Annotated in this window: 12 protein-coding genes; 10 read left to right on the forward strand and 2 right to left on the reverse strand. The window is 68.7% G+C overall.

Going from position 1 to position 15,834, the window contains the following annotated elements; all coding sequences use genetic code 11:
- Positions 1 to 32: 32 nt before the first annotated feature.
- A complete protein-coding gene (locus tag CFB34_RS25710; RefSeq protein WP_089441096.1) occupies positions 33 to 995 on the reverse strand; it encodes a LysR family transcriptional regulator in 963 nt (320 codons plus the stop codon).
- A gap of 246 nt (positions 996 to 1,241) precedes the next feature.
- Between CFB34_RS25710 and CFB34_RS25715 the strand changes: the two genes are divergently transcribed.
- From CFB34_RS25715 to CFB34_RS25755, 9 genes are all read left to right on the forward strand, one after another.
- A complete protein-coding gene (locus tag CFB34_RS25715; protein ID WP_089441095.1) occupies positions 1,242 to 3,374 on the forward strand; it encodes a 3-hydroxyacyl-CoA dehydrogenase NAD-binding domain-containing protein in 2,133 nt (710 codons plus the stop codon).
- 29 nt (positions 3,375 to 3,403) lie between these two features.
- On the forward strand, positions 3,404 to 4,612 hold the full coding sequence (locus CFB34_RS25720) for an acyl-CoA dehydrogenase family protein (protein WP_089441094.1): 1,209 nt from the start codon (positions 3,404 to 3,406) through the stop codon (positions 4,610 to 4,612).
- A 14-nt stretch (positions 4,613 to 4,626) separates the two neighbouring features.
- A complete protein-coding gene (locus CFB34_RS25725) occupies positions 4,627 to 5,763 on the forward strand; it encodes an acyl-CoA dehydrogenase family protein (protein WP_089441093.1) in 1,137 nt (378 codons plus the stop codon).
- Between the two features lie 30 nt (positions 5,764 to 5,793).
- Entirely contained in the window at positions 5,794 to 6,999 is a 1,206-nt protein-coding gene (locus CFB34_RS25730) for a CaiB/BaiF CoA-transferase family protein (RefSeq protein ID WP_089441092.1), read from the forward strand.
- 121 nt (positions 7,000 to 7,120) lie between these two features.
- Entirely contained in the window at positions 7,121 to 7,426 is a 306-nt protein-coding gene (locus CFB34_RS25735) for a DUF485 domain-containing protein (protein ID WP_039346261.1), read from the forward strand.
- 11 nt (positions 7,427 to 7,437) lie between these two features.
- Positions 7,438 to 9,123 carry a cation acetate symporter gene (locus tag CFB34_RS25740; RefSeq protein WP_089441091.1) on the forward strand — a complete coding sequence of 562 codons (1,686 nt, stop codon included), beginning with the start codon at positions 7,438 to 7,440 and terminating at the stop codon, positions 9,121 to 9,123.
- A gap of 357 nt (positions 9,124 to 9,480) precedes the next feature.
- Positions 9,481 to 10,770, forward strand: coding sequence for a dicarboxylate/amino acid:cation symporter (locus CFB34_RS25745; RefSeq protein WP_039346259.1), 1,290 nt, complete (start codon positions 9,481 to 9,483; stop codon positions 10,768 to 10,770).
- 4 nt (positions 10,771 to 10,774) lie between these two features.
- Positions 10,775 to 12,784 carry an ATP-binding protein gene (locus tag CFB34_RS25750; RefSeq protein WP_089441090.1) on the forward strand — a complete coding sequence of 670 codons (2,010 nt, stop codon included), beginning with the start codon at positions 10,775 to 10,777 and terminating at the stop codon, positions 12,782 to 12,784.
- A 94-nt stretch (positions 12,785 to 12,878) separates the two neighbouring features.
- A complete protein-coding gene (locus CFB34_RS25755) occupies positions 12,879 to 14,234 on the forward strand; it encodes a sigma-54 dependent transcriptional regulator (protein ID WP_089441089.1) in 1,356 nt (451 codons plus the stop codon).
- Between the two features lie 97 nt (positions 14,235 to 14,331).
- Here the strand turns inward: CFB34_RS25755 and CFB34_RS25760 are convergent, their stop codons facing one another.
- Positions 14,332 to 14,868 carry a TlpA disulfide reductase family protein gene (locus CFB34_RS25760; RefSeq protein ID WP_089426404.1) on the reverse strand — a complete coding sequence of 179 codons (537 nt, stop codon included), beginning with the start codon at positions 14,866 to 14,868 and terminating at the stop codon, positions 14,332 to 14,334.
- Positions 14,869 to 15,028: 160 nt separating this feature from the next.
- Between CFB34_RS25760 and CFB34_RS25765 the strand changes: the two genes are divergently transcribed.
- On the forward strand, positions 15,029 to 15,601 hold the full coding sequence (locus CFB34_RS25765; protein ID WP_089441088.1) for a hypothetical protein: 573 nt from the start codon (positions 15,029 to 15,031) through the stop codon (positions 15,599 to 15,601).
- Positions 15,602 to 15,834 lie beyond the last annotated feature (233 nt).

A 15,834-nucleotide genomic window follows, 5' to 3' on the forward strand; every position in this document is an offset into this window, starting at 1 on the left:
GCCGGCGCAACGCGGCTGCCCGCCCCGGCGCGCTATTGTCGCCGCGCGCCCGGCGGCTTGTCACCCGACAGGAAACCCTGACGCAGCGCGCCGGGCCCGCCCCGGCCGGTCTTTCCGGCCTGTTCGAGGATGAACTCTATGAACGTCGACGTCGCGCGCGTGTGGTGCCGGTTCGGCATGTAGAGCATGTACATGTGCGTGCCGAAGATGCTGAGCCGGTACGCGTCGAGCGACGTGACGACCGTGCCGCGCCGGATGTCGTCCTGCACCACGTAGTCGGGCACGATGCCGACGCCGATCCCGCCGAGGATCGCCTGCCGCAGGAACAGGAAGTTCTCCGAAACCAGCGTGGGCTCGAGCAGCACCTCGTGGCGCTCGTCGCCGAGATACGCGGCGATCCTGAGCTGCCGGCCCATCACCGTCGCGGTGACGACGGGGGCGGCCGACAACGCGCCGAGGCTCGCCGGCATCCCGTGCTCGGCCGCGAAGGCGGCCGACGCGCACGCGACGTAGCGCACCGCGCCCATGTCGCGCGCGACGAGGTTCTGCGGCGGCTCCGGCATCACGCGCACCGCGATGTCGATCTCGTCGCGCATTAGGTCTTCCACGCGGTTCTCGAACACGACGTCGAGCACGATGCCCGGATGCAGCCGCTTGAACGCGAGCAGCCAGTCGGACATCACCATCTGCCCGTAGCCGCTCGGCACCGACAGCCGCACGCGGCCCTGCAGGTCCTGGCCGAGCGTCGTCACCGATTCCTGCGCGGCGAGCAGTTCGTTGCGGATGCGCCGGCCGTGCTCGTACAGCTTCAGCCCGATCTCGGTCGGCTCGATGCGCCGCGTCGTGCGCCGCACGAGCTGCTGGCCGATCGAGCGCTCGAGCTGGTTCAGCCGGTAGCTGACGTTCGCGCGGCTCATCTTGAGCCGCCGCGCGGCCTTGCTGAGATTGCCGGCATCGAGGATCTCGACGAGCAGCGTCAGCGCGTTCAGGTCCATGCGTCGCGTCTCCTGGTCCGCCCCTTTAATGGTCGGAAGCATTCAGTGTCAAGTCAGACTTGACAGCTTGTAAAAGCGGAAGGGAATTGTCAATGAATCTGGATCAATCGAGAATCAGGTCATGCCCGGCGTACGGCCGGATCTTGTCCCGCTTCGTGCGGGACCGGGGCCGGTGCCCCGGCGCCACTCGTGGCCGTGAGCCACGAACCGGCGTCGACGCACCCGCCGCCGCGTCAAGGAGACACGATGAATTCACCCGCTTCCCCCGCCAGCCCGGCCGGCACCGTCACGCGCGAACGGCGCGACAAGGTGCTCGTCGTCACGATCGACCATCCGCCCGTCAACGCGCTGTCCGCCGAGGTGCGGCGCGGCCTCGCCGACGCGCTCGACGCCGCGCAGGCCGACGACGCGATCCGCGCGGTGCTGATCGTCGGCGCCGGCCGCAACTTCATCGCGGGTGCCGACATCCGCGAATTCGGCAAGCCGATCGTGCCGCCGTCGCTGCCGGATGTATGCGAGCGGATCGAATCGGGCACGAAGCCGGTCGTGGTCGCGCTGCACGGCGCGACGCTCGGCGGCGGCCTCGAAGTCGCGCTCGCCGCGCATTACCGGCTCGCGGTACCCGGCACGAAGCTCGGGCTGCCCGAAGTCACGCTCGGCCTGCTGCCGGGCGCAGGCGGCACACAGCGCGCGCCGCGCCTGATCGGTGCGAAGGCCGCGCTCGACCTGATGCTGACCGGGCGTCATGTGAGCGCGGACGAAGCGCTCGCGCTGGGCCTCGTCGACCGCGTCGCGCACAGCGACGACACGCTCGCCGAAGGCCTCGCGTACGCGCAGGAACTCGTGTCGCTCGGCGCGCCGGTGCGCCGCACGCGCGATGCGCGGGGGCTCGCCGATCGCGTGGCCGCGCAGGCCGCGATCGATGCGGCGCGCGCGGAATTGCCGAAGAAATCGCGTGGCCTGTTCTCGCCGGCGAAGATCGTCGACGCGGTCGAGGCCGCGCTCACGCAGTCGTTCGACGCGGGGATGAAGCTCGAGCGCAGCCTGTTCCTGCAGTGCATCGACAGCCCGCAGCGCGCGGGCCTCGTGCATGCGTTCTTCGCGGAGCGCGAAGCGGCGAAGGCGCCCGAGGCGCGGCGCGCGAGCGCGCGGCCGGTCGAGCGGATCGGCGTGGTCGGCGGCGGCACGATGGGCGCGGGCATCGCGGTCGCGGCGCTCGATGCCGGGCTGCCGGTGACGATGATCGAACGCGACGAAGCATCGCTCGCACGCGGCCGCGCGCACGTCGAGAAGGTATATGACGGCCTCGTCGCGAAAGGGCGGATGACGCCGGCCGCGCACGCGGCGCGGCTCGCACGCTTCAAGGGCAGCACGTCGTACGACGCGCTCGCGCAGGCCGACGTCGTGATCGAGGCGGTATTCGAGGACATGGCCGTCAAGCAGGCCGTGTTCGCCGAACTCGCGCGCGTGTGCAAGCCGGGCGCGGTGCTCGCGACCAACACGTCGTATCTCGACATCGACGCGCTGGCCGCCAGCATCGACCGGCCGGCCGACGTGATCGGCCTGCATTTCTTCTCGCCGGCCAACGTGATGAAGCTGCTCGAGATCGTCGTGCCTGCGCGCGTGAGCGCGGACGTCGTCGCGACCGCGTTCGCGCTGGCGAAGCAGCTGAAGAAGACGCCGGTGCGCGCCGGCGTGTGCGACGGCTTCATCGGCAACCGGATCCTCGCGGTCTATCGCACGGCGGCCGACACCCTGATGGAAGACGGCGCGTCGCCGTACCAGATCGATCGCGCGGTGCGCGAATTCGGCTTCGCGATGGGGCCGTTCCAGGTCGTCGACCTCGCGGGCGGCGACATCGGCTGGGCGACCCGCAAGCGCCGCGCGGCGACGCGCGACCCGCGTGCGCGCTACGTGGAAATTTCCGACCGGCTGTGCGAGCGCGGCTGGTTCGGCCAGAAGACCGCGCGCGGCTACTACCTGTATCCGGACGGCGCGCGTGTCGGCACGCCGGACCCGGAAGTCGAGGCGATCGTCGCGGAAGAACGCGCGAAGAAGGGCGTCACGCCGCGCACGTTCACCGACGACGAGATCCTGCGCCGCTACCTCGCCGCGATGATCAACGAAGGCGCGAACGTCGTGCACGAGAAGATCGCGCTGCGCCCGCTCGATGTCGATGCGGTGTTCCTGCACGGCTACGGCTTCCCGCGCTATCGCGGCGGCCCGATGCATTACGCGGACACGGTCGGCCTCGCGAACGTGCTCGCCGATATCCGCGCGTTCGCGAAGGAAGATCCGCTGTTCTGGAAGCCGTCGCCGCTGCTCGTCGATCTCGTCGCGCGCGGCGCGGATTTCGCGAGCCTGAACCGCATCGACTGACCGCCCACCGCATTCGCCACGGACCGAAGATGGACCTCAATTTCACTCCCGAAGAGGAAGCCTTCCGCACGGAAGTGCAGCGCTTCCTGCGAGCCGAACTGCCCGCGCGCATCGCGCGCAAGGTGAAGGGCGGCCTGCATCTCACGCGCGACGACATGCGCGAATGGCACGCGATCCTCAACGCGCGCGGTTGGCTCGCGAGCCACTGGCCGCGCGAATACGGCGGCCCCGGCTGGAGCGTCGCGCAGAAGTTCCTGTTCGACAACGAATGCGCGCTCGCGGGTGCGCCGCGCATCGTGCCGTTCGGCGTGAACATGCTCGGCCCCGTGCTGATCAAGTACGGCAACGACGCGCAGCGGCGCCACTGGCTGCCGCGCATCCTCGACGGCACCGACTGGTGGTGCCAGGGCTACTCGGAGCCGGGCGCCGGTTCCGATCTCGCGGCGGTGAAGACGAGCGCGGTGCGCGGCATCGACGCGCAGGGCGAGCATTACCTCGTGAACGGCCAGAAGACGTGGACCACGCTCGGCCACTACGCGAACATGATCTTCTGCCTCGTGCGCACCGCGACCGACGTGCGCAAGCAGGAAGGCATCAGCTTCCTGCTGATCGACATGAACACGCCGGGTGTCGAGGTGCGCCCGATCGTCACGCTCGACGGCGAGCACGAAGTGAACGAGGTGTTCTTCACCGACGTGCGCGTGCCGGCGGCCAACCTCGTGGGCGAAGAGAACCGCGGCTGGACCTACGCGAAATACCTGCTCACGTACGAGCGCACCAACATCGCGGGAATCGGCTTCTCGACGGCCGCGCTCGACCGGTTGCGCGCGGTGGCCGCGAAGGTCATGAAGAACGGCCGGCCGCTCGCGGACGATCCGTTTTTCGCGGCGCGTGTCGCGCGGGTCGAGATCGAACTCGAGAACATGCGCACGACCAACCTGCGCGTGCTGGCCGCGGTCGCGGGCGGCGGCGCGCCGGGTGCGGAAAGCTCGATGCTGAAGATCCGCGGCACGCAGATCCGCCAGGAGATCACCGCGCTGATGCGGCGCGCGATGGGGCCGTACGCGCAGCCGTTCGTCGACGAAGCGCTCGATGCCGATTACGACGGCGAGCCGGTCGGCCCGGACGACGCCGCGAGCGCCGCGCAGCAGTACTTCAACAACCGGAAGCTGTCGATCTTCGGCGGCTCGAACGAGATCCAGAAGAACATCATCGCGAAGATGATGCTCGGGCTGTAACGAGGGACGCGACGATGGATTTCCAGCACACAGAAGACCGCCGGATGCTGGCGGATACGTTGAACCGCTTCATCGCCGAACAGTACGCGTTCCCGGTGCGCGATCGCATCGCGCAGTCGGCCGAGGGGTTCGATCGCGCGATGTGGCAGCGCTTTGCCGAGCTCGGCACGGTCGGCGCGCTGTTTGCCGAAGCCGACGGCGGCTTCGGCGGCGCGGGCTTCGACATCGCCGTGGTGTTCGAATGCCTCGGGCGCGGGCTCGTCGTCGAGCCGTTCCTCGGCGCGCTGCTCGCGGGACGTGCGCTGTCGCTCGCCGGCGGCGCCGCGCATCGCGACCGGCTCGCGGCGCTGATTGACGGCAGCGCGAGCGCCGCGTTCGCGCATGACGAACCCGGCTCGCACTACGAACTGACGACCGTGCGCACGCGCGCCGAACGCTCGGGCGCCGGCTGGGTGCTGACGGGCGCGAAGGGCGTCGTCGACCAGGCCGCGCAAGCGGCGTTCTTCGTCGTCAGCGCGCGCGTGTCGGGTCACGACGACGATGCGGCCGGCATCGGCCTGTTCGTCGTGCCGGCCGATGCGCCGGGCGTATCGCTGCGCGACTACCGGAAGATCGACGGCGGCCGCGCGGCCGAGGTGCGCTTCGAGCGCGTCGTGCTGCCGGCCGACGCCGCGCTCGGCACGCACGACGGTGAAGCAGGCGCCGAGCTGCTCGAACGCGTGCTCGGCTACGGCTTGCTCGCGCTGTCGGCGGAGGCGCTCGGCGCGATGGACGTCGCGAAGGAATACACGCTCGACTACCTGCGCACGCGCAAGCAGTTCGGCTTGCCGATCGGCAGCTTCCAGGCGCTGCAGCACCGGATGGCCGACCTGCTGCTCGAAGTCGAGCAGGCGCGCTCGGCCGTGATCAACGCGGCCGCGCAGCTCGATGCGCCGCGCGCGGTGCGCGAACGCGCGCTCGCGGCGGCGAAGGTCACGATCGGCCGGATCGGCACGCTCGTCGCCGAGGAGAGCATCCAGCTGCACGGCGGGATCGGGATGACGTGGGAGCTGCCGCTGTCGCACTACGCGAAGCGCCTCGTGATGATCGATCACCAGCTCGGCGACGAGGATCATCACCTCGCGCGCTACATCGCGCTGTCGAAACAGTAAAGACGAACGACGCGAACGGAGGAGACAAGGATGACGAACGAATCGCACGCATTGCCGCTGGCCGGTGTGAAGGTGCTCGATTTCTCGCGCGTGCTCGCGGGCCCGTGGTGCGCGATGGTGCTCGCCGATTTCGGTGCGGAAGTAATCAAGGTCGAGCATCCGGCGCGCGGCGACGATACGCGCGACTGGGGCTTGAGGATCGGCGACACCGAGACGACCTACTTCAACAGCGTGAACCGCAGCAAGCGCTCGATCTGTCTCGACCTGCAGACTGAAGACGGGCGCCGGCTCGCGCGCGAGCTGGCCGCGCAGGCCGACGTGGTGCTCCACAACTTCAAGTTCGGCGGCGCGGAAAAGCTCGGGCTCGGCTACGACGCGCTGGCCGAGCTGAATCCGCGCGTCGTGCACTGCGCGATTTCCGGCTACGACCGCTCGGGTGCCGAGGCTGCGCGGCCCGGCTACGACCTCGTCGTGCAGGGCGAGGCCGGGCTGATGGCGCTGAACGGCGAAGCCGGCCAGCCGCCGCTGAAGTTCGGCGTCGCGGCGGTCGACCTGTTCACCGGGATGTATTCGGCGCAGGCGATCCTCGCCGCGCTGTACGAACGACACGCAACGGGGCGCGGGCGGCGCATCGAAATGGCGCTGTTCGACTGCGGGCTGATGATCACCGCGTACTACGGGCTCGACGCGCTGCTGATGGGCGAGGACCCACCGCGCTACGGCAACGCGCATCCGTCGATCGTGCCGTATGGCGTGTTCGACGCGGCCGACGGCCCGTTCGTGATCACGGTCGGCAACAACGCGCAGTTCGCGCGCTTCTGCGCGGTGATCGAACGGCCTGACCTCGCAGCCGACACGCGTTACAAGACCAACCTCGGCCGCTCGGAAAACCGCGCTGAGCTGCTGCCGGAGATTGGTCGTGAACTCGCCCGCCGGTCGCGCGCGACGTTGCTCGCGGCACTCGCCGAGGCGGGCATTCCGTGCGGCGAAGTGCTCGGGCTGCACGAGGCGCTGAAGTCGGAACGCGCGACGCGCGCGGGGCTCGTCACGCGGCAGCCGCACCCGGTCGCGGGCGGCGTCGACGTGCTGGCGCCGCCGTACCGGTTCGATGGCGCGCGGTTGCCGGTGCGCGGTGCGCCGCCGGTGCTCGGTGCCGATACGGAGGCGGTGCTCGGCGGCTGGCTCGGGATGTCGACCGACGAGGTTGCGCGGCTGCGGGCGGATCGCGTGGTCTGAGCACACGCCCACGCACGGGCGGGACACGTTGCATTGCACCGCTGGGGCGCGGGCGGATCGGTAGGCGCGCCATCCATCCACAAGACACCCCTCGCAATGACGAGGCGGAAATGGAGACACCATGGAGCTTTCCGTCATCGAATCGGTCACGGCGCGCCGTGACTACCAGCAGCTCGTGCGGGCGCGGCGCCGCTTCAGCTTCACGCTGACGGCGCTGATGATCGCCACGTACTACGGCTTCATCCTGCTCGTCGCGCTCGCGCCGCACGTGCTCGCCGCGCCGCTGTACCGCGGTGCGACGATGACGGTCGGCATCGCCGCCGGCGTCGCGATCATCCTGGTCGCGATCAGCCTGACGGCGTGCTACGTGCTGCGCGCGAACCGTGCGTTCGACCGCCGCGTCGACGCGATCCTGCAGCGTTCGTGACGGAGGCCGACATGCGACGACTCTCGACGGCGCTCGGCGCGCCTGCCGTTCTCGTTTCCTCCGCCGCGCACGCGGTATCGGTCGCGGGCCCGATGCCCGACAAGGTCGAACTGAACCCGGTCGCGATCGGGATGTTCTTCGCGTTCGTGTTCGCGACGCTCGCGCTCACGCGCTGGGCCGCGCGCCGCACGCGCTCGACACGCGACTTCTACACGGCCGGCGGCGGCATCACCGGGCTGCAGAACGGGCTCGCGATCGCGGGCGACTACATGTCGGCCGCGTCGTTCCTCGGGCTGTCGGGGATGGTGTTCATGTTCGGCTTCGACGGGCTCATCTACTCGATCGGCTTTCTGGTCGGCTGGCCGTTCGTGATGTTCCTGATCGCGGAACCCTTGCGCAACCTCGGCAAGTTCACGTTCGTCGACGTCGTCGCGTACCGCTTCGCGCAGCGGCCGATCCGGCTGCTGACGTCCGCGAATTCGCTGACCATCGTCGTGCTGTACCTCGTCGTGCAGATGGTCGGCGCGGGCAAGCTGATCCAGCTGCTGTTCGGGTTGTCGTACGGCACGGCCGAGCTGATCGTCGGCGTGCTGATGGTGGTCTACGTGTTCTTCGGCGGGATGACGGCCACCACCTGGGTGCAGGTGATCAAGGCCGTGCTGCTGCTGTGCGGCGCGACGCTGCTCGTCGTGCTCGCGCTCAGCGAATTCGGCTTCAGCATCGACGAGATGTTCCGCCGCGCGGTGGCCGTGCATCCGGGCGCGCTGTCGATCATGGGCCCCGGCAAGCTGATCCGCGATCCGGCCAACGCGCTGTCGCTCGGCATCGCGCTGATGTTCGGCACGGCCGGCTTCCCGCACATCCTGATGCGCTTCTTCACGGTGCCGAACGCGAAGGAGGCGCGCAAGTCGGTGCTCTACGCGACCGGCTTCATCGGCTATTTCTATTTGCTGACCTTCGTGATCGGCTTCTCGGCGATCGTGCTGCTCGCGCAGCATCCGGAGTTCTTCAAGCTCGGCGCGAACGGCACGTTCAACCTGACGCACGATCTGCTCGGCGGCTCGAACATGGTCGCGGTGAAGCTGGCGCAGGCGGTCGGCGGGAACTGGTTCTACGGCTTCATCGCGGCCGTCACGTTCGCGACGATCCTCGCGGTGGTCGCGGGCCTGACGCTCGCCGGCGCAACGACGATCTCGCACGACCTGTATGCGCAGATGTGGGCGCGCGGCAAGCCCGACGAGCGCGTCGAGATGCGCATCTCGCGCGCGGCGACGATCGCGCTGTCGGCGGTCGCGATCGGGCTGTCGATCCTGTTCGAGCACGTGAACGTCGCGTTCATGGTCGGCCTCGTCGCGGCGGTGGCCGCGAGCGCCAATTTCCCGGTGCTCGCGATGTCGATCTTCTGGCGCGGGATGACGACGCGCGGCGCGGTGCTCGGCGGCGGCCTCGGCCTCGTGTCGGCGGTCGCGCTCACGGTGCTGTCGAAGTCGGTGTGGGTCGACGTGCTGCACCACGCGCACGCGCCGGTGTTCCTCGACAACCCGGCGCTCGTGTCGGTGCCGCTCGCGTTCATCGGGATCGTCGTCGGCTCGCTCGCGGATCGCGGCGAGCGCGCGCGGCGCGAGCGCGACGCGTTCGCGCAGCAGGAGTTCTACGCGCAGACGGGCGTGCTGGCCGGCCGCGCCGTGCAGCACTGATTCATCGGATGAATGAATGCATCCGTCCGGATCGCCGGACGGATATTTTCCGGAAATCCGGAATCCCGGATTTCCTTGCCTGCCGCATTATGAGAAATACAATGAATACAAAGGCTTGACGGGTTTCAGGAACCTGGCATCGACCTTGCAATATAAAGCGCACGGCCGTCCCCCGGCCGAACTACTACAGCAAGCAAGGAGACAATCGATGACCACTGCCTTCCTCCCCCTCCGGATGTCCTGAGGCATCGCTTGTTGCGGCACGGCAGCCGCGCGGGCGAGTGAATCTCCCCTGTGACATTCGTCCGCGCGCGTGACGCCGTTTCCATCGGCTCATCTACTTCTGCAGGAACCATCGTGAAGAAGAAACCCTTCTACAAAGTGCTCTATGTGCAGGTGATCTTCGCCATCATCGTCGGCGTGATCCTCGGCCACTTCTATCCGTCGATCGCCACCGACATGAAGCCGCTCGGCGACGGCTTCATCAAGCTGATCAAGATGGTGATCGGCCCGATCATCTTCTGTACGGTCGTCACCGGCATCGCCGGCATGGAGGACATGAAGAAGGTCGGCCGCGTCGGCGGCAAGGCGCTGCTGTACTTCGAGATCGTGTCGACCTTCGCGCTGGTGCTCGGCCTGGCGGCCACCCACATCCTGCGTCCGGGCGTCGGCTTCAACATCGATCCGGCGACGCTCGACGGCAAGGCCGTCGCGTCGTACGCGGCGAAGGCGCACGGGCAGTCGACGGTCGACTTCCTGATGCACATCATCCCGAACACGATGGTCGATGCGTTCGCGCAAGGCGAGATCCTGCAGATCCTGCTGATCGCACTGCTGTTCGGCAGCGTGCTCGCGCACCTCGGCGAGCGCGGCAAGGTCGTCACCGATTTCATCGACGGGCTCACGCGCGTGCTGTTCGGCATCGTGCACATCGTCACGAAGCTGGCGCCGATCGGCGCGTTCGGCGCGATGGCGTTCACGATCGGCAAGTACGGCGTCGGCTCGCTGGTGCCGCTGCTCAAGCTGATCGGCACCTTCTACCTGACGTCGGTGGTGTTCGTGCTCGTCGTGCTCGGCACGATCGCGCGCTTCACCGGCTTCTCGATCATCCGCTTCGTGTCCTACATCAAGGAAGAGCTGCTGATCGTGCTCGGCACGAGCTCGTCGGAAGCCGCGCTGCCGCAGCTGATGGAAAAGCTCGAGAAGGCCGGCTGCTCGCGTTCGGTCGTCGGCCTCGTCGTGCCGACCGGCTATTCGTTCAACCTCGACGGCACCAACATCTACATGACGATGGCCGTGCTGTTCATCGCGCAGGCGACCAACATCGAACTGACGTGGATGCAGCAGCTCACGCTGCTGGCCGTCGCGATGCTGACGTCGAAGGGCGCGAGCGGCGTCACGGGCGCGGGCTTCATCACGCTCGCCGCGACGCTGGCCGTCGTGCCGACGATCCCGCTGTCGGGCATGGTGCTGATCCTCGGCATCGACCGCTTCATGAGCGAATGCCGTGCGCTGACCAACATCGTCGGCAACGGCGTCGCGACGGTCGTCGTGTCGGCCTGGGAGAAGGAGCTCGATCGCAACAAGCTGCGCCAGGCGCTGAAGGGCGGCGGCGAAGTGACGCCGACCGAGACGGCCGGCGTCTGACGTCATGAAGGAGCAGGCGGCGGCACCGCCCGCCGGCGGTGCGAGCCGCGGCGCTCGAGGCGGAAGGGCGGAGGCCTATGACACAATAGGCGATCCGCATCGCCAGGAAGCCTCGACCGTGACGCGCCGCCTGCTCATTCTCGTCGTGCTTGCCGCCGCGCTCGCCGCGGCGTGCACGCTGACGTGGACGATCACCTGGCGGCGCGGTGTCGCGGAGCTGCAGCGCAACGCCGCGGTGCGTGTCGACCGCACCACCAACGCGCTCAAGAGCACGCTCGACCGCTACGAGTCGCTGCCCTATCTGCTCGGCAGCCATCCGTATGTGCAGGACCTGCTCGCCGAGCCGACGCGCGCCGACTACACCGGGCGCGTCAATCGCTATCTCGAAGACCTCAACGAACACGCGCACGCGACCGTCACCTACGTGATCGGCGCGGACGGCCTGTGTGTCGCCGCCAGCAACTGGCGCGCGCCCGACAGCTTCGTCGGGATCGAATACCGCTTCCGCCCGTATTTCCTCGATGCGATGAACGGCCAGGTCGGCCGCTTCTTCGGAATCGGCACGATCTCGCGCGATCCCGGCTACTACATCTCGCAGCCCGTATGGCGCGACGGCAAGATCGCGGGCGTGGTCGTCGTGAAGCTCAACCTCGAATGGTTCCAGGGCGCCGATGCATCCGAGCCGCTCGTCGTCGTGGACGACCACGGCGTTGTGTTCCTGTCGTCGGTGCCCGCGTGGAAGTACCACACGCTGCGGCCGCTGACGGGCTCCGTCGCCGCGTCGATCTACGAGACGCGCCAGTACGCGCAGCAGCCCGTCACGCCGTTGCCGCTGCGCATCGAGCAGGTGCTCGGCCCCGATGCGGAGATCGTGCGCCTGGGCCCGGGCTTGCGCGCGCCGCGATTCCTCGCGAGCAAGCGCCGGATCGGCGAGCCCGACTGGCTGCTCGTCACGCTCGCGCCGATCGCGCCCGTCGATGCCGATGCGCGCAACGCGACGATCGTCACCGGTTTCGGCTTCGTGTCGGTCGCGCTGCTCGCGTTCTACTGGCGGATGCGCCGCGCGCGCGTGCGTGAAATGATCCGCGGCCGCGCGCTGCTGCAGCAGGCGTATGCGGAGCTGAACCGGCGCGTCGAGGAGCGCACGGCCGACCTGTCGGAGGCGAACGAGCAGCTGCAGAAGGAAGTCGGCGACCGGATCCGCGCGGAGCAGGAGCTGCGCGCCGCGCACGACGAACTGATTCAGGCGAGCAAGCTCGCCGCGCTCGGCCAGATGGCGGCCGGCATCACGCACGAACTGAACCAGCCGCTCGCGGCGCTGCGCAGTTTCTCGGACAACACGCGCGTGCTGCTCGATCGCGGCGAGCAGGCGGCCGCGCGGGAAAACCTCGAGGCGATCGCCGCGCTCACCGAGCGGATGGGCAAGATCACGAACCAGCTGAAGCTGTTCGTCGGCCGCGCGAAGCCGCGCAACGAGCAGGCGCTCGTCGTGCGTGCGCTGCGCAGCGTGCTGTCGCTGCTTGGCGAGCGCCTGAGCGGCGTCGCGCTCACGCTGACGCTGCAGGACGCGACCGTGTCGCCCGCGCAGGATGCGCCGCTCGACCTGGCGCGCGACTATCCCGAACTCGTCGCCCGTTGCGAGGATCTGCGCCTCGAACAGGTGCTGATCAACCTGCTCGGCAACGCGCTCGACGCGGTGGCCGGCGTCGCGGCGCCGGCGATCGAGGTGACGATCGCGGTGTCGGCGGCCACGCTCGCCGTCGAGGTGCGCGACAACGGAAGCGGTATTGCCCCCGACCTGCTGCCGCGCCTGTTCGAGCCGTTCTTCACGACCAAGGAAATGGGGCGCGGGCTCGGCCTCGGCCTCGCGATCTCGTCGTCGATCGCGAGCGACGCGGGCGGTGCGCTCACCGCGCGCAACGCGCCGTCGGGCGGTGCGCTGTTCGTCTTGACGCTGCGGCGCGCCCGCACGCATCATCCGGACTCCGTGTCCGAGCCGGCGGGCTCGCGCTAGGCGCGCCACGCCGCCCGCCCGATCGGCGCACGATCGGTATCAACGACGCCGCGCGCGCTGCCGCCGCGCGGCCCGTCAGGAGCAAGTGAGTACGATGGCCAACCGGCTGCAAGTGATCTATATCGAAGACGATGCGCTCGTTCGCCGGGCCAGCGTGCAGAGCCTTCAGCTGGCGGGGTTCGACGTCGCCGGCTTCGAGTCGGCCGAAGCGGCCGAGAAGGCGATCGTCGCGGACAACGCCGGCGCGATCGTCAGCGATATCCGGCTGCCCGGCGCGAGCGGGCTCGACGTGCTCGCGCAGTGCCGCGAGCGCGTGCCCGACGTGCCCGTGATCCTCGTCACGGGGCACGGCGACATCTCGATGGCAGTGCAGGCGATGCGCGACGGCGCATACGACTTCATCGAAAAACCGTTCGCGGCCGAGCGCCTGATCGAGACGGTGCGCCGCGCGCTCGAGCGCCGCGAGCTCGTGCTCGAGAACCACGCGCTGCGGCGCGAGCTGGCCGGGCAGAACGTCGTCGCGCCGCGCATCATCGGCCGCAGCCCGGCAATCGAGCAGGTGCGCAAGCTGATCGCGAACGTCGCGCCCACCGATGCGTCGGTGCTGATCAACGGCGACACCGGCGCCGGCAAGGAGCTGATCGCGCGCAGCCTGCACGAGCTGTCGCCGCGCCGCGACAAGCCGTTCATCGCGGTGAATTGCGGCGCGCTGCCCGAGCCGATGTTCGAATCGGAGATGTTCGGCTACGAGCCCGGCGCGTTCACCGGCGCCGCGAAGCGCCGCGTCGGCAAGCTCGAATATGCGTCGGGCGGCACGCTGTTCCTCGACGAAATCGAAAGCATGCCGCTCGCGCTGCAGGTGAAGCTGCTGCGCGTGCTGCAGGACGGCGTGCTGGAGCGGCTCGGCTCGAACCAGCCGATCCGCGTGAACTGCCGCGTGGTGGCGGCCGCGAAGGGCGACATGAGCGAGCTCGTCGCGGCCGGCACGTTCCGGCGCGACCTGCTGTACCGCCTCAACGTCGTGACGATCGCGCTGCCGCCGCTGGCCGAGCGCCGCGAGGACATCGTGCCGCTGTTCGAGCACTTCATGCTCGACGCGGCCGTGCGCTATGCGCGGCCCGCGCCGGTGCTGACCGACCGGCAGCGCGCGAGCCTGATGCAGCGCGACTGGCCCGGCAACGTGCGCGAGCTGCGCAACGCGGCCGACCGCTTCGTGCTCGGCGTGGCCGACATGCCGCAGGAGACGGGCGCGAGCGGCGATGGCGCCGACAACGAGCAGACGCTGAAGGAGCGCATCGAGCAATTCGAGCGCGCGGTGATCGCCGAGGCGCTGAACCAGACGGGCGGCGCGGTTGCCGCGACGGCCGACCGGCTGCACGTCGGCAAGGCGACGCTGTACGAGAAGATGAAGCGCTACGGGCTGTCGGCGAAAGGCGAAACCGAGCGCTGAAAAGCAAACGGACCGCGGAACCGGGTTGCCCGGTCGTGCGGTCCGTGGTGCGGGGAAGGGCGCGGTGCGCGGCCCTTCGAGCCGGATCGGGCGGCGCTCAGGCCGCGTTGCCGTCGAGTGCCTTCTTGAGCAGCGCGTCGAGTTCCGCGAACTGCGGTGCGCCGACGTAGCGCTTCAGGATCTTGCCGTCCTTGTCGACGACGAAGGTCGTCGGCGTGAGCTGCACGTTGCCGAACTGCTTCGCGACGCTGCCGTCGTCGAGCGCGACCTTGAACGGCAGCTGGCGCGTCTGCGCGTAGTTCGCGACGTACATCGGCGGATCGTAGTTCATCGCGACCGCGACGAATTCCAGTCCCTGACCCTTGAAGCGGTTGTAGGTATCGACCATCTGCGGCATTTCCTGCATGCAGGTGGCGCAGCTCGTCGCCCAGAAGTTCACGAGATAGACCTTGCCTTTCAGGTCGCCTGCCGTCGAGACTTTCTGGCCCGACAGCAGCGTGAACGTGGCGTCCGGCACGCTGGACTTGCCGTTGAACGCGAAGAAGCCGGCGACGGCGATCGCCGCGACGACGGCGGCGGCGACGATGTAGCGGACGGGGCCGGCGCTGCGCCGGACGGGAGGCGTGGTGTTCATCTGGTGCTCTCGGAGTCGGTCGATGACGCGGATCAATGCAAAGGACATCGAAATTCGACGCTTATTTTAGCGCGAATGCGGCTAGCGCACCGGCGGCGGCCGCACATCCCGGATTTCACGTTCGGCGGATAATGCCCGTTTTGCCTGCCCGATCCACGCCATGCCGAAGGAAGTCACCGTTTCGTTGCGCCCCCTTTTCCGTCCGCTGCGACACTTCGCCGCGCTCGCGTGCATGAGCGCGGCGCTGGCCGCGTGCTCGCCGTCGTACGACTGGCGCACGCTGCACAACGACGCCGGCTACACGATCGACCTGCCGGCGAAGCCGACCGTGGAGGAGCAACCGGTGGCGATCGGCGGCGCGTCGATGCCGATGCGGATGCAGGCCGCGCACGTCGACGGCGCGGTGTTCGCGGTCGGCACGCTGACGCTGCCGAACGACCGCGACGACACGCGCCGCGCGGCGCTCGAGTTCCTGCGTGCCGGGTTGTCCCGCAATCTCGAAGGCGCGCCGCAGACGGCTTCGGTGCCCGTGCCGCTTGCGGCCGGCGGCGCGGTGAACGGGGTCGAGCTGCGCATCGCCGGCGCGGCCGCCGGCGGCGATCGCGCGCACAAGACGATTGTTGCGCGACTCGTCGCGCGCGGCTGGCACGCGTACCAGGCCGTCGTGATTGCCGATGGCAAGCTCGCACAGGAGCAACTCGACCAGTTTTTCGGGTCGTTCAAACTCGACTGACGGTGGCCGGAGAGGGCGCTCAGACACGCTGTGACAACTGCAAGTTCATTCGCAGCTTTCGACGCTAGTCGCCGGATTTTGCGAGGTTTTTTCGGCTATCCACAACGCATGTGGATAACTTTGTTGAAAAGTCGCCCGGAATTCCCGCCAAGCCGCGCGGGACGGCCTTCCGGCCCGTTTGGTCGCTCGCTCGCGTTTTGATAAAAGTCAATCAAAACAACGGGATACGGATT

The sequence above is a fragment of the Burkholderia sp. HI4860 genome (assembly GCF_002223045.2).
Lineage (GTDB): Bacteria > Pseudomonadota > Gammaproteobacteria > Burkholderiales > Burkholderiaceae > Burkholderia.

What these genes read in the sequence shown, in the direction of transcription:
- CFB34_RS25715 (WP_089441095.1), top strand. Translation starts at nt 1,242, where the DNA reads ATGAATTCACCCGCTTCCCCCGCCAGCCCGGCCGGCACCGTCACGCGC.
- CFB34_RS25710 (WP_089441096.1), bottom strand. Translation starts at nt 995, where the DNA reads ATGGACCTGAACGCGCTGACGCTGCTCGTCGAGATCCTCGATGCCGGC.
- CFB34_RS25720 (WP_089441094.1), top strand. Translation starts at nt 3,404, where the DNA reads ATGGACCTCAATTTCACTCCCGAAGAGGAAGCCTTCCGCACGGAAGTG.
- CFB34_RS25735 (WP_039346261.1), top strand. Translation starts at nt 7,121, where the DNA reads ATGGAGCTTTCCGTCATCGAATCGGTCACGGCGCGCCGTGACTACCAG.
- CFB34_RS25725 (WP_089441093.1), top strand. Translation starts at nt 4,627, where the DNA reads ATGGATTTCCAGCACACAGAAGACCGCCGGATGCTGGCGGATACGTTG.
- CFB34_RS25740 (WP_089441091.1), top strand. Translation starts at nt 7,438, where the DNA reads ATGCGACGACTCTCGACGGCGCTCGGCGCGCCTGCCGTTCTCGTTTCC.
- CFB34_RS25750 (WP_089441090.1), top strand. Translation starts at nt 10,775, where the DNA reads ATGAAGGAGCAGGCGGCGGCACCGCCCGCCGGCGGTGCGAGCCGCGGC.
- CFB34_RS25730 (WP_089441092.1), top strand. Translation starts at nt 5,794, where the DNA reads ATGACGAACGAATCGCACGCATTGCCGCTGGCCGGTGTGAAGGTGCTC.
- CFB34_RS25765 (WP_089441088.1), top strand. Translation starts at nt 15,029, where the DNA reads ATGCCGAAGGAAGTCACCGTTTCGTTGCGCCCCCTTTTCCGTCCGCTG.
- CFB34_RS25755 (WP_089441089.1), top strand. Translation starts at nt 12,879, where the DNA reads ATGGCCAACCGGCTGCAAGTGATCTATATCGAAGACGATGCGCTCGTT.
- CFB34_RS25760 (WP_089426404.1), bottom strand. Translation starts at nt 14,868, where the DNA reads ATGAACACCACGCCTCCCGTCCGGCGCAGCGCCGGCCCCGTCCGCTAC.